Raw genomic sequence first — 13,228 nt, 5'->3', positions numbered from 1 at the left:
GTTCGGGCCTTTCAGGGCTCCTAAATGCTGAGGACTTAGTCCGCTTTTCTACGCGGGCGTCGGCCACGCGGTTTGTCGGATTTTTCAGCCTGTTCGCCATCACCTTCTGCACGCGGGCGTTTTGCGCCCACTTCGTCGGAGATATCTTCGCCTGTTTCCTGATTGACAACACGCATGGACAGTTTGACTTTGCCACGGTCATCAATACCGATCAGCTTGGCCCAAACTTCATCACCTTCGTTCAGAACGTCGGAAACTTGTGCCACACGCTCGTTTTTCAGTTCAGAGATATGAACCAGACCGTCGCGTGTACCCATGTAGTTAACGAATGCACCGAAATCCATGACCTTAACAACTTTACCACGGTAAATTTTGTTGAGTTCCGGTTCCGCCACAATGCCTTGGATCCAGTCAATTGCTTTTTGACCGGACTCACCGTCAACAGCGGCGACGCGGATGGTGCCGTCGTCTTCGATGTCGATTTTTGCACCGGTGACTTCGGTAATTTCGCGGATCACTTTACCGCCTGTACCAATAACTTCGCGGATCTTGTCTTTGTTGATCTGGAATTGGGTAATCTTCGGTGCGTTGGACGAAATCTCGTCACGACCAGAGGTAATAGCTTGTGCCATTTCGCCCAGAATATGGATACGGCCGTCTTTGGCCTGACCCAATGCGATTTCCATGATCTCTTTGGTGATGGATGTGATTTTGATATCCATCTGCAAAGACGTGATGCCTTCTTCAGTCCCGGCAACTTTAAAGTCCATGTCGCCGAGGTGATCTTCATCACCGAGAATGTCGGACAGAACGGCAAAGCCGTCGTCTTCTTTGATCAGGCCCATTGCGATACCCGCAACCGGACGAGTCAAAGGAACACCAGCATCCATCAAAGACAAAGATGTACCACAAACTGTCGCCATAGAAGACGAACCGTTTGATTCTGTGACTTCAGATACCACACGAACCGTGTAAGGGAATTCTTCCTTGGACGGCATCAGCGGGCGAATAGCACGCCATGCCAGTTTCCCGTGACCGATTTCACGGCGACCCGGTGATTTCAAGAAGGAAGCTTCACCGACAGAGTACGGCGGGAAGTTATAGTGCAGCATAAAGTTTTCGCGATATTCGCCAGCCAGTTGGTCAACGATCTGTTCATCTTGACCTGTCCCCAATGTACAAACAGCCATTGCCTGTGTTTCACCACGGGTGAACAGGGCAGAACCATGTGCACGTGGCAACAAACCAACTTCAGCTACGATGGAGCGAACGGTTTTCGTGTCGCGTCCGTCGATACGGGACTGGGTTGCGATGATGTCGCGGCGAACGATGTCTTTTTCAAGATTTTTCAACGCACCGCCAAGAACGACACTTGAAATCTCGCCTGATTCCACTGCATCGGCGTAGAAAGTTGTGACTTTTTCTTTCGCGGCAGAAACAGCACCAACGCGTTCTTGTTTGTTTTGGATTTTGTAAGCGGCGCGCAGGTCAGCTTCGGCCAGTTCTGCGGCTTTTGCTTTTACATCTTCCAAATAAGCCGGTGCTTCCGGCAGAGCCCAAGGCTCTTTCGCGCAAACTTCGGCCAGATCAATGATGGCATTGATCACATCTTGGAAAGCGGCGTGACCGAAATCAACGGCACCCAGCATAATTTCTTCAGACAGTTCCTGTGCTTCGGACTCAACCATCAGCACGCCGTCAGTTGTACCGGCAAGGGCGAGGTCAAGGATGGAATCTTCCATCTCGTCCAAAGTTGGGTTCAGCACATATTCGCCTTCGATGTAACCAACGCGGGCCGCACCGATGGGGCCCATGAAAGGCATACCGGAAATGGTCAGGGCCGCAGAGGCACCGATCATGGCAACGATATCAGGATCATTTTCCAGATCGTGAGCAAGAACCGTACAGATAACTTGTGTTTCGTTTTTATAACCCGGTGCGAACAGCGGGCGGATCGGACGGTCAATTAGACGAGAAGTCAGTGTTTCTTTTTCAGAAGGGCGACCTTCGCGTTTGAAAAAGCCACCCGGAATTTTACCGGCAGCAAAAGCTTTTTCCTGATAGTTGACCGTTAACGGAAAGAAATCAATGTCGGTACGTGCCTGTTTCTGGCCGACGGCTGTACACAAAACTTTTGTTTCGCCATACGTGACCAAAACAGCACCGTCAGCTTGACGTGCGATTTTACCTGTCTCGAATACCAGCGGGCGACCGCCCCATTCGATTTCTTTACGGAATTCTTTAAACATATATCTTCCTTACATACGTACATTTTGGGCTGGTTAAGGGACCCTCCCTCAAACTTCAGCCTTTTCGCCAATCTACACCACATCGACCGATTGTGGTTTGACGAATGTGTGACATTGCCACATGTGTTTCGCTGTGAAAACAACGATCTTTTCAATTGAAAAGACTTCTGAGGTGTCAGAAGAACATATTGGTCGAAAGCAAAAAAGGCGCAACCCGTTGGCTACGCCTTTCTTTGCAAATCTTTGTCTTAGCGACGCAGACCCAAGCGTTCGATGATGCTTTGGTAACGTGCAACGTCTTTTTTCTTGGTATAGTCCAAGAGACGACGACGCTGACCAACCATTTGCAACAGACCGCGACGAGAGTGGAAGTCTTTTTTATGAGTCTTCAGGTGCTCTGTCAGGTTTGCAATACGCTTAGAAAGGATAGCAACCTGTACTTCCGGTGAACCAGTGTCACCTTCTTTAGTTGCGTATTCTTTGATAACCTGTGCTTTTTCTTCAGCAGTAATCGACATCGTATACTCCATATGTAAATGTTAATAATTGAAGACACGGAACGGACGGATAAAACCATCCTCGATTTTCGCCAAGGCCAAAAGCTTGTCTTCATACATCAACCGAAGGGTTGGTGTATTATCCAAGTCCCGATGAAGGGGCATGCCTTGACGGATCTTCCGAGCTTCTTCCTCACTCAAAGCCAATGCCGAGATGTCGTCCAGCACGGTTTCGATCGCAAGGAGGCTTTCAAAAAGCGCGTCACTATGCACAATTTCTTCTAAAAAATCCAGAGAAATCGCGCTTTTTTCATCGAATGGGCCAACTTTTGTGCGGCGCAAGATGGATATGTATCCAAGGGTGCCTAATTTTGCTGCGATATCGCGTCCCAGACTGCGCACATAGGTTCCTTTGCCGCAATCAACCTCAAAAACAGCCCGATTCGAATCCGGGATATCAATCAGTTCCAGACGATCAATTTGCACGGTACGGGCGGTCATTTCGATGTCTTCATCAGCGCGCGCAAGCTTGTAAGCACGTTGACCGTTGATTTTGATTGCACTGAATTTGGGCGGGATTTGCTCAATGGATCCTAAAAAACCGGGCAGTACGGTTTCAATTTCGGCACGGGTCGGGCGTTTGTCACAGGTTGCGCTGACTTCACCTTCGGCGTCGTCTGTGGTGCGGGTTTCGCCCCATGTGACCTCAAAACGATAGGTTTTTGTACCATCCATGACAAAGGACACAGTCTTGGTTGCTTCCCCAAAGGCCAGTGGCAACACACCGCTGGCCAATGGGTCGAGTGTTCCGCCGTGACCGACTTTCTGTGCCTTGGTCAGCCAGCGGGCTTTGCCCACAACATTGTTGGACGATATTTCCAGCGGCTTGTCGATAATCAACCAACCGTGAATGGGAATACCTTTTTTCTTTCTACCCATGAAATCCTCTTAAGCCACAAGCGGCTTATGATAGGTCTTCTTCGTCTTCATCATTATCATGTGCAAGGTCGGCCTGAACTTTGGGGTCTTGCAGAAGACGGTTGATTTTCAAGGCTTCATCCAAAGATTCATCCCGTTTGAAACTGAATTTTGGAATATATTTGGTGGTTGAAACACGTGAATACTCGTGGCGCACATGTCCACTGGCCCGGTTTAGGCCTGCCACAACCGCATCTGTGTTGTCGCCACCAAGATCGGAGACAAAAACGGTCGCATTGCGTAAATCAGGGCTGACGCGCACTTCTGAAACGGAAATGGATGCGTCAATCAAATCGGGGTCGCGAAAATCGGCACGGGCGATAATTTCAGCCAATGCATGGCGGATTTCTTCGCCAACGCGCAATTGGCGTTGCGTCGGTGCTTTACCGGAACGTCTGGTCATAATTGAATAGTCCTCCACACTGTGTGACCCGTAAAACCAATACGGGGGGATCGGTGGAAAAAGGCCCCTGCTGAGGCAGGGGCACTTGTTTTACACTTCTTGCTCGACTTGCTCCATTTCGAAGCATTCGATCACGTCGCCAACCTTGAGGTCGTTATAGCTTTCGAATGACATACCGCATTCAAAACCGGATTTAACCTCTTTTACATCGTCTTTGAAACGTTTGAGCTGGCCCAACGCCCCGTTGTGGACGACCACGTTATCACGCAGCAAGCGAACTTTGGCACCGCGTTTGACAACGCCTTCGGTGACCATACAGCCGGCAATTGTACCAACGCGAGAGATATTGAAAGTTTCGCGAATTTCCGCGTATCCGATGAATTTTTCCTGATAAACCGGATCAAGTAGACCGGTCATCATGCGTTTCACATCGTCAGCCGCATCATAGATAATGGAGTAATAACGAATATCCACACCGTCGCGTTTTGCCAATTCTCGGGCTTGCGGGTTGGCGCGAACGTTAAAGCCGATGATCAATGCATTGGATGCACGTGCCAGTGTGATATCTGACTCGTTGATCGCACCGACTGCACCGTGCAGGACCTTAACTTTTACATCATCACGTGTCAGCTTATCAAATGTGCCTTGCAGGGCCTCGATAGAACCTTGAACGTCGGCTTTGATAACGACCGGCAGTTCCTTGACTTCGCCAGCGGCGATTTGGCTGAACAGTTCTTCCAATGTCCCACGCCCAGAAGCAGCTGCTTTTGCTGCTTTGGATTTGTTGGTCCGGTATTCAGACACTTCGCGGGCTTTGGCTTCGCTTTCGACCACGACCATTTGATCACCGGCAGACGGTGTACCTTGCAGGCCGAGAACTTCAACCGGAGTTGCCGGACCGGCAGATTTGACGTGATGACCGTGATCATCAACCAAGGCACGCACTCGACCCCATTCGCTACCGACGACGAAGATGTCACCGATGTTGAGCGTTCCACGCTGAACCATGACGGTTGCGATGTTACCACGACCACGTTCTTGTTTGGCTTCGACAACAACGCCTTCTGCAGCGCGGTTTGGATTGGCTTTCAGTTCCAGAATTTCAGCTTGCAGCAGAATCGTTTCTTCAAGGCCTTCCAGATTGATACGTTTCTTGGCAGAAACTTCCACGTCCATGACGTCACCACCGAAACTTTCCACTTGAATTTCGTGGTTCAGCAGTTCTTGGCGTACACGGCTGGGATCCGCACCCGGTTTATCAATTTTGTTAATGGCCACGATAATCGGTACATTTGCCGCTTTGGCGTGGCGGATTGCTTCGATGGTTTGCGGCATAACACCGTCATCAGCAGCAACAACAAGAACAACAATATCTGTCAATTCTGCGCCACGCGCACGCATGGCGGTAAAGGCTTCGTGACCAGGTGTATCGACGAAGGAGATTTTTGCACCACTCGCCATTGTTACCTGATAAGCACCGATATGCTGTGTAATGCCACCGGCTTCTTTATCAACCACGTCTGTTTCACGCAATGCATCCAGCAAGGATGTTTTACCGTGGTCAACGTGACCCATTACGGTCACGATCGGCGCACGAGATTGCAGCTCGTCGGCTTGATCTTCCGGTCCTGTCAGATCTGTTTCGACATCGGCATCAGAAACGCGTTTCACCGTGTGGCCCAGTTCTTCTACGACAACTTGCGCTGTATCAGCGTCAATAGTTTGGTTGATGGTGACCATCGTGCCCATTGTCATTAATGTTTTGACAACAACAGCGGCACGTTCTGCCATACGGTTGGCCAATTCCTGAACGGTAATGTGATCCGGCAAAACGACTTCACGGGCTTGTTTGGATTTGTCGGCGTCCTGACCGCTTGCTTTCGCCTTTTGTTTTTGGCGTGCTCGTTTGACGGAAGCCAAAGAACGTTGACGTTGTTCATCTCCAAAGCTGTCCACAGACAGTTTGCCTTTGCCGCGACGGCGATCCCCTTCACGTTTGGCGACTTCCGGTTTCTTAACTTCTTTCTTTTTCGGTTTTGCAGCCGCTTTATTTTCTGGCTTGGCAACAGCAGTCGGTGATTTTTCCGCGCGTTGTGCCGCGATAGCGGCTTCTTCGGCCAGACGGCGTGCTTCTTCTTCTGCTTTTTTCTTGGCAGCTTCTTCCGCACGCTCTTTTTCTTCACGTTCCTTTTTGGCCCGTGCTTCTTTTTCGGCTTTTTCCTGTTCGCGGCGTTCTGCGTCAGCCTGTTCGCGCTTGGCGCGGGCTTGGGCATCTTGCAACGCGGCGAGGGCGGCTTCTTCTTCTGCTTTTTTCGCATTTTGAAGCACTTCGGCCCGTTTGGCCATTTCGCTTTGTGTCAAATGCTTGTCAGCTGTATCGAAGTCGGCCTCTGCATGAAATGCATTTTCCGCCTGTTCTTGTGCCTGTGCCTGATCCTTGCGCAGTTCGGACATACGTCCGCTGGAGCCTTGAACAAACGTTCTTTTTTTGCGAACCTCGACAGCCACAGACTTACTGCGTCCATGAGAGAAGCTCTGTTTGACCAATCCTGCGTCTACAGTCTTCTTCAGTTCAAGTTTGCCGGGTCGATTGAGGCTGAGCTTGTTGCTGTCGTCGCCTTTTTTATCTGTCATATCCGAGCTGTGCCTGTCTTTCGTACGTTCGCATCGTATTCTTGCCAATCAAAAACAAGATGCCTCTTTCAGTTTCATGCGTTACTCGCGAAAACCTTGCAAGCGCAAAGCCTCCACTTGGAAACGTTCGGTCAAAGGACCGGGAGCGAATCCCATATGGACCAAATGGTCCCGCCCAACAGCCTGACCCAACTCTTCAGAATCGAATAAATCGATCAAAGGTCGGTCGCCTGCAAGGGCTTTTAATTTTGCCCGGCCATCGTCAGCGCCGTTTTTGGCAGCCAACAGGACGGCGATTCTACCGTCTTTCAGCCAGTTTCGGGTTTTTTCAAACCCGTATATTACCGTGCCGTTGCGTCGCATCATCCCAATGAGAGAGAGGCAACGTTGTACCAGCAAGGCTTCAATCCTGTCCGCCAAACCATCCATTGGTTTGACATTTTGGCGTGCTGCACGTGAAAATGCATTTTTCGCACATGCAGTATTTACCACATCTCGCGCAGCACTCAACCATAAACCGCGTCCCGGCAATTTTGCATCCACATCCGGCACGACAATGCCATCTGGGGAAACAACGCAGCGGATGAGTTCGTCTTTGGGTCGAACCTCTCCGCTGACGATGCAGCGACGTTCAGGGGTGTCCCCCTTATTCTTCATCTTCGAACCAGTGTGCTCGTGCCGCCATGATGATTTCATTGGCAGCCGATTCACTCAGGTTCTTTTCACCGACATATTCGCGCAGTTCATCACCGGCGAGATCGGCGAGATCGTCAAGGGTCTTGACGTCGTTATCACCAAGGGCAACCACCATTGCAGCAGAAAGACCTTCGATATTAACGAGATCGTCAGACACACCCAATTCTTTGCGGCGCGCATCCAGAACTTTATCCTGTTCTTCCAGATAAGTCAGGGCACGGGCGCGCAGTTCTTCGGCGACATCCATGTCAAAGCCCTCGATTTCTGCCAGTTCAGCACGTGGAACATAGGCCACTTCCTCAATAGAGGAGAAACCTTCTGTAACCAATAAATGCGCGATGACATCGTCGACATCAAGGGCTTCAATGAAGTTTGCAGAACGGGCTTTAAATTCTTCTTGGCGGCGCTCAGACTCGTCAGCTTCGGTCAGAATATCGATATCCCATGACGTCAATTGAGATGCCAAACGAACGTTTTGACCACGACGACCAATTGCCAGCGACAGCTGATCATCAGGAACGACGACTTCGATACGGTTGGTTTCTTCGTCCAGAACGACTTTTGCAACTTCTGCCGGGGCAAGTGCGTTTACGATAAAGGTTGCCGGATCGGCAGACCACTGGATGATGTCGATTTTTTCGCCTTGTAATTCAGACACAACCGCCTGAACACGTGAACCACGCATCCCAACGCAAGCCCCGACCGGGTCGATAGAATGGTCGCTGGATTGGACGGCGATTTTTGCACGTGAACCGGCATCGCGGGCGACGGCTTTGATATCGATGATCCCATCGTAGATTTCCGGCACTTCCTGTGTGAACAGTTTCGCCATGAATTGCGGGTGGGAACGTGATAGGAAAATCTGAGGGCCTCGGTTTTCGCGGCGAACATCAAAAATGTAAGCACGAATTCGGTCACCGTTTTTCACATGTTCACGCGGAATACATTCGTCGCGGCGCAACAGGGCTTCTGTGCGGCCAAGATCGACAATGACGTTGCCAAATTCAACGCGTTTCACCAGACCGTTGACGACTTCACCGATGCGGTCACGATATTCTTCGAATTGACGGTCACGTTCTGCATCGCGTACTTTTTGAACAATTACCTGCTTGGCGGTCTGTGCGGCAATACGACCAAAATCAATTGGTGGCAGTGGATCAACCAAGAATTCGCCCAGTTCCGCATCTGCTTTGCGCGCACGGGCCTGATCGACGGTCATTTGCATGTGTTCGTCTTCGACTTCTGCAACGACTTCGATATACCGGGCGAGTTTGATTTCACCTGTTTTACGGTCGATGTGGGCGCGAATATCATGTTCCTGCCCGTATTTGGAACGACCGGCTTTTTGAATAGCCTGTTCCATTGCTTCGAAAACTTGGTCGCGTTCGATCCCTTTATCACGTGCTACAACGTCTGCAACTTGAAGCAATTCGGGGCGAGGCATTCCGCTAGATTGTTCCATCTTTCCTTACAATCCTTGTTCTTTAGACGCTGCGGCCAGCAGGTCGTCGGTGAGGACAAGCTTGGCTTTGACAATATCTTCGAAAGGAAGATCTTGGGCTTCGCCGTCCACGAGAATTTGTACATTTCCATCCACAAGGCCGACAAGGCGGCCTGTGAAACGTTTGCGGCCATCAATCAGATAGGCCACTTCGACCTTGGCTTCAAAACCGGCAAACCGTTCAAAATCTTCTGCCCGCACCAGCGGACGATCTACTCCAGGTGAACTCACTTCCAGAGAATAGGCGTCTTCAATCGGGTCATCGACATCCAGCAATGGCGAAATCGCGCGGCTGATTGCAGCACAATCTTCGACGTCCATAATCTTGCGGTCCAGACGTTCTGCCATGATCTGTAATGTCGGATGACGTTCGCCCTGCATTTGCAGGCGAACAATCGCATATCCCAGATCCGTCAGGGTGGGCGCAATAATTTCTTCAATGCGTTTAAGCGCTAAAGACATATGCAAGAAACCCCTTTCCTTCAGATTGAAAATTATGTCCCGATAACAAAAAAAGCGGACCGTTGGGCCCACTTCAATCAAATCCACTAAAGTGGCTATGTATTGAGTTCGCCCTCTTTATACGCTTCTTTTATTGAAATGCAAGGAAAAATAATCTGTGCGAAGGGGAGGGATGTTAGTAGGTTAGTTGATCTTCCAACCCATTGGCGATGAACAAACCGCGCAGTTGTTTATTTTGTTTAAGCCGGTCCAGAAGGTGTTCGAGTTGAGAGGCCTTGATCTGTGCCCCATTGCGTACCAGTGCGCGTAAGCTGTAGTGTTGATCAAAACGATCTGAAATCAGGAGTTTGGAACGAAGTTGTGGGTTTGCGTAGAAATGTTTTTTTAAATAGGACAGGGTTACAACGCCGATATCGACTTTATTCTTGAGAATGAGATCTAATATGCGTTCGTGCGAGTTATGCAAGCCAATGCGAAAGTTCTGTCTTAACCAATTTTGATCTGCATTGAAGTTTGCAAAACCGTAATGATATCCGATATAAGCACTGATGCTTTTTGATGTTAAATCATCAAAAAAGCTTTGATCCCGGCCCTTCTGATTTGCGGTCACATATTTTTCACCGCCTTTCATTATTTCTTTTGTTTGTTGAAAGCCCAGGGTTGTTTTTTGCCACCCCCATGTTGGCATTTCAAAGAAAATGATATCGGCATGACCTGCCGCAAATTGTTTATAGCGCCGGGTCGGAGATGTGACTTTTAATTCAAAATGATAATCGGTTTGAAGATTGTTAAGTAGAGCAATAAGGTCGGTTGTTAATCCTGTTCTGTTATCTTCATTTAAAAAAGGCGGAAAAGGATAAGCAAGAACACGAATTTGAGTTTGAGCCTGTGCCGTGCATGCAAATAGGATGAATAGGGCTACGAGAGATAAAAGGCCAGAATATGTGCGTAAGTGCTTCATGGCTGCCTCATACCCTTATATGCTAATCATTGCAAGTACCTAGCTCTAATCTTAGGAAAAAATAATAACAATGATAATAACAAAAAGTTGAGCATTCGTCTACTTGCGTCTAAACCTTAGGTATACACAAGGCTTCCCTTGTTTCAACGCCTTTTGTTCATAACGCGTTGGTGGCCAATCAGCAGGGCGGGTGCGCCAATCTTGTGGACCATCACAAAGCCAATCGAAATCATTGTGATTGGATAGATGTTCTAAGGTCCAGTCAATATAAGGCATGTGGTCGCTCGCGACACGGAATTCACCGCCGGGTTTGAGCACGCGGGCGACCAGTTCCAGATTCTCTTTACCGATGAAACGTCGTTTGGCATGGCGTTTTTTGCGCCAGGGGTCTGGAAACAGCAGAAACATACGGTCCAGACTGCAATCAGGAAGGCTGTCGAGTAAAGAACGTGCATCGTCATCCAGGATGCGGACCCGTTCTTGTAAGTTTTGATTATCAATATGAACCAGAAGACTAGCGACACCGTTCATAAAGGGTTCACAGGCAATCATGCCGATGTCAGGATTGTTGGCAATTTGCGCGGCCGCATGTTCCCCACCGCCGAAGCCGATTTCAAACCAAACTTGCTTGACGGGTTTTTGAAACACAGTGCTTGGATCAATTTGGTGGCCGTCTTGCGGGGCACTCAAGCGTAAGGATGGTAGAAGTGTATCGACCAGTTCTTGTTGACGAGGTTTCAGTTTGTAGCCTTGGCGGCGACCAAACGTACGCAAACGTGTGGTATAAAGTTCCGGGTTATCTGACATTTTCTTTCCACATAGCAAATGGCCCCTGTACGAGACAGGGGCCATGCATACCCGCGTTTGCAGGTAATCTCAACTGTTTTAAGCCAGAATTAGAACTGGCGTTTCAGTTCGTCAACCAGATCGGTTTTCTCCCAAGAGAAGTGACCTTCTGCTGTCGGTGTGCGACCGAAGTGACCGTAAGCTGATGTTTCTTTATAGATCGGACGGTTCAGTTGCAGATGTTCACGAATGCCGCGCGGCGACAGGTTCATGATTTCGGCTGCGATTTTTGCCAATTTCTGTTCGTCAACCTGTGCTGTACCGGCTGTGTCACAATATACGGACAACGGTTTGGAAATACCGATTGCGTAAGAAAGCTGGATGGTACATTTGTCAGCCAGACCGGCTGCCACAATGTTTTTCGCGAGATAACGTGCGGCATAAGCTGCAGAACGGTCAACCTTGGTCGGATCTTTACCGGAGAACGCACCGCCACCATGCGGGGCTGCCCCACCATATGTGTCTACAATGATTTTACGGCCTGTCAGACCTGCATCGCCATCGGGACCACCAATTACGAAACGACCTGTCGGGTTTACGTAAATTTCGTTGTCTTCCGGCAACCAGCCTTCCGGCAGAACTTCTTCGAAATAAGGTAGGACAAGTTCACGGACATCGCTCAAAGAAAGGCTTTCGTCATGTTGTGTAGATACAACCAAAGACGTTGCACGAACCGGTTTGCCGTTTTCATAAGCCAATGTGACCTGTGATTTGCTGTCTGGCCCAAAACCCTGAACTTTACCAGAATGGCGGTCTTCGGCCATGCGGCGCAGGATTTGGTGAGAATACATAATCGGTGCAGGCATTAATTCCGGTGTTTCGTTGCAGGCATAACCAAACATAATGCCTTGGTCGCCAGCACCTTCTTCTGTGTCTGTGCCTGTGCCTTCATCCACACCTTGGGCAATATCGGCAGATTGAGAATGGATTTGCGATGTGATTTCGCAATCTTTCCAATGGAAGCCGCGTTGCTCGTAACCGATGTCTTTAATAGCTTGGCGCGTGATTTCTTTGAATTTTTCGTGGTTCATCTCGTCCGGGCCGCGAACTTCACCAGCAAGTGCGACGAAATTTGTCGTACACATGGTTTCAACGGCAACGCGTGAATGCGGATCAAGAGCCAAGAATGCGTCAATAATGGAATCGGAGATACGGTCGCAGACTTTGTCCGGGTGACCTTCTGAAACAGATTCAGATGTAAAAAGATATTTGTCGAGAGCCATGATAAGCGCCTTTCGATCAAAAGTTAAACCAATGGATCAAGGGCACGATTATCTGTAAGCCCACTTAGCGACATTTTTTACCATGGGTGCGCAAGCGATCCAAATCCCCCCATGTTCCTGCGGGCTTTTCCGCAGAAATAATGAAGGGATTTGTATCAGAAATGGTTATCAGGTCAAGTGTTTTCGTTTGCTGAAATATTCTGTGTCGCAAGTACTTTTGCGAGTTCAAAAAGACGCTTTCGCACCACTGGGTTTGAAACTTTATAATAATTTCTGACCAGTTCGAGTGTTTCACGTCGGGTGATGTCATCGGTTTCAAAGGCGCTGACATCATTACTTAGATGTTTATTGACAGATTTATAGCGTTGTTCGCTTATTTCGTTGGGCATCTCTTCAAAAAAATAGGCGATGGAAACATCCAGAACGCGACTGAGATCATAAAGTCGACTTGCGCCGATTCTGTTTGCACCACGCTCGTATTTTTGAATTTGTTGAAAGGTTAGTCCGACGGTATCACCTAGCTTACCTTGGCTCATCCCCAATAACGTTCGTCGTTGTCTTAATCGTGCACCGACATGAATGTCGATGGGACTTGTCTCTCCGGGCTTTTTTTTCGGCAAGCCTGCAGGTTTCGCAAGTTCGTCCATGTTCCTTAAATTCCCCAATTCGCACACCAGTTCGGGATCATCCCGACTATAAAGTCGGGCGGACTATAGCAAACATTTGGGCGGGAATTCAACCAGAGTAGAAGGATTTTAAATTAAAATAACCAAAGATT

The 13,228-nt window shown here is 49.0% G+C and carries 12 protein-coding genes; all 12 read right to left on the bottom strand.

All coding sequences use genetic code 11. The features are described from left to right. Nucleotides 1–35: 35 nt before the first annotated feature. The 12 genes from pnp to ACI0FF_RS17815 all read right to left on the bottom strand — a co-directional run bounded on the left by pnp (nucleotide 36) and on the right by ACI0FF_RS17815 (nucleotide 13,097). The gene (gene pnp, locus ACI0FF_RS17870; RefSeq protein WP_419798103.1) at nucleotides 36–2,249 is read right to left on the bottom strand and encodes a polyribonucleotide nucleotidyltransferase; all 2,214 of its coding nucleotides are present in this window, start codon (nucleotides 2,247–2,249) and stop codon (nucleotides 36–38) included. A 248-nt stretch (nucleotides 2,250–2,497) separates the two neighbouring features. Beyond that, complete coding sequence (rpsO, locus tag ACI0FF_RS17865; RefSeq protein ID WP_188663665.1) at nucleotides 2,498–2,767, bottom strand: 30S ribosomal protein S15; 270 nt, start codon at nucleotides 2,765–2,767, stop codon at nucleotides 2,498–2,500. A gap of 21 nt (nucleotides 2,768–2,788) precedes the next feature. After that, entirely contained in the window at nucleotides 2,789–3,685 is an 897-nt protein-coding gene (truB, locus tag ACI0FF_RS17860; protein ID WP_419798102.1) for a tRNA pseudouridine(55) synthase TruB, read from the bottom strand. A gap of 25 nt (nucleotides 3,686–3,710) precedes the next feature. After that, nucleotides 3,711–4,127 carry a 30S ribosome-binding factor RbfA gene (rbfA, locus tag ACI0FF_RS17855; protein ID WP_419798101.1) on the bottom strand — a complete coding sequence of 139 codons (417 nt, stop codon included), beginning with the start codon at nucleotides 4,125–4,127 and terminating at the stop codon, nucleotides 3,711–3,713. Between the two features lie 90 nt (nucleotides 4,128–4,217). Further along, entirely contained in the window at nucleotides 4,218–6,761 is a 2,544-nt protein-coding gene (infB, locus tag ACI0FF_RS17850) for a translation initiation factor IF-2 (protein WP_419798100.1), read from the bottom strand. Nucleotides 6,762–6,842: 81 nt separating this feature from the next. Further along, the gene (locus ACI0FF_RS17845) at nucleotides 6,843–7,418 is read right to left on the bottom strand and encodes an RNA-binding protein (protein WP_419798099.1); all 576 of its coding nucleotides are present in this window, start codon (nucleotides 7,416–7,418) and stop codon (nucleotides 6,843–6,845) included. Then, on the bottom strand, nucleotides 7,408–8,919 hold the full coding sequence (gene nusA, locus ACI0FF_RS17840; RefSeq protein WP_419798098.1) for a transcription termination factor NusA: 1,512 nt from the start codon (nucleotides 8,917–8,919) through the stop codon (nucleotides 7,408–7,410). The genes ACI0FF_RS17845 and nusA overlap by 11 nt, the downstream gene beginning before the upstream one ends. 6 nt (nucleotides 8,920–8,925) lie before the next feature. After that, entirely contained in the window at nucleotides 8,926–9,420 is a 495-nt protein-coding gene (rimP, locus tag ACI0FF_RS17835; protein WP_188663653.1) for a ribosome maturation factor RimP, read from the bottom strand. A 175-nt stretch (nucleotides 9,421–9,595) separates the two neighbouring features. After that, nucleotides 9,596–10,381: an amino acid ABC transporter substrate-binding protein gene (locus ACI0FF_RS17830; protein WP_419798097.1), complete on the bottom strand. Its 786-nt coding sequence runs from the start codon at nucleotides 10,379–10,381 to the stop codon at nucleotides 9,596–9,598. A gap of 99 nt (nucleotides 10,382–10,480) precedes the next feature. After that, nucleotides 10,481–11,188, bottom strand: a complete 708-nt coding sequence (gene trmB / locus ACI0FF_RS17825; protein WP_419798096.1) for a tRNA (guanosine(46)-N7)-methyltransferase TrmB — start codon at nucleotides 11,186–11,188, stop codon at nucleotides 10,481–10,483. A gap of 89 nt (nucleotides 11,189–11,277) precedes the next feature. Further along, nucleotides 11,278–12,450, bottom strand: a complete 1,173-nt coding sequence (gene metK / locus ACI0FF_RS17820; protein ID WP_419798095.1) for a methionine adenosyltransferase — start codon at nucleotides 12,448–12,450, stop codon at nucleotides 11,278–11,280. A 173-nt stretch (nucleotides 12,451–12,623) separates the two neighbouring features. Then, nucleotides 12,624–13,097 carry a helix-turn-helix domain-containing protein gene (locus tag ACI0FF_RS17815; RefSeq protein WP_419798094.1) on the bottom strand — a complete coding sequence of 158 codons (474 nt, stop codon included), beginning with the start codon at nucleotides 13,095–13,097 and terminating at the stop codon, nucleotides 12,624–12,626. Nucleotides 13,098–13,228 lie beyond the last annotated feature (131 nt).

Origin of the sequence: Terasakiella sp. 4MB5A (assembly GCF_050058155.1) — a bacterium.
GTDB classification, from domain to species: Bacteria; Pseudomonadota; Alphaproteobacteria; order Rhodospirillales; family Terasakiellaceae; genus Terasakiella; species Terasakiella halodenitrificans.
This window is presented reverse-complemented; position numbering and strand designations above follow the sequence as displayed.

Coding starts and splice junctions, on each gene's coding strand:
- pnp (WP_419798103.1), bottom strand. CDS start 2,249: ATGTTTAAAGAATTCCGTAAAGAAATCGAATGGGGCGGTCGCCCGCTG.
- rpsO (WP_188663665.1), bottom strand. CDS start 2,767: ATGTCGATTACTGCTGAAGAAAAAGCACAGGTTATCAAAGAATACGCA.
- truB (WP_419798102.1), bottom strand. CDS start 3,685: ATGGGTAGAAAGAAAAAAGGTATTCCCATTCACGGTTGGTTGATTATC.
- rbfA (WP_419798101.1), bottom strand. CDS start 4,127: ATGACCAGACGTTCCGGTAAAGCACCGACGCAACGCCAATTGCGCGTT.
- infB (WP_419798100.1), bottom strand. CDS start 6,761: ATGACAGATAAAAAAGGCGACGACAGCAACAAGCTCAGCCTCAATCGA.
- ACI0FF_RS17845 (WP_419798099.1), bottom strand. CDS start 7,418: ATGAAGAATAAGGGGGACACCCCTGAACGTCGCTGCATCGTCAGCGGA.
- nusA (WP_419798098.1), bottom strand. CDS start 8,919: ATGGAACAATCTAGCGGAATGCCTCGCCCCGAATTGCTTCAAGTTGCA.
- rimP (WP_188663653.1), bottom strand. CDS start 9,420: ATGTCTTTAGCGCTTAAACGCATTGAAGAAATTATTGCGCCCACCCTG.
- ACI0FF_RS17830 (WP_419798097.1), bottom strand. CDS start 10,381: ATGAAGCACTTACGCACATATTCTGGCCTTTTATCTCTCGTAGCCCTA.
- trmB (WP_419798096.1), bottom strand. CDS start 11,188: ATGTCAGATAACCCGGAACTTTATACCACACGTTTGCGTACGTTTGGT.
- metK (WP_419798095.1), bottom strand. CDS start 12,450: ATGGCTCTCGACAAATATCTTTTTACATCTGAATCTGTTTCAGAAGGT.
- ACI0FF_RS17815 (WP_419798094.1), bottom strand. CDS start 13,097: ATGGACGAACTTGCGAAACCTGCAGGCTTGCCGAAAAAAAAGCCCGGA.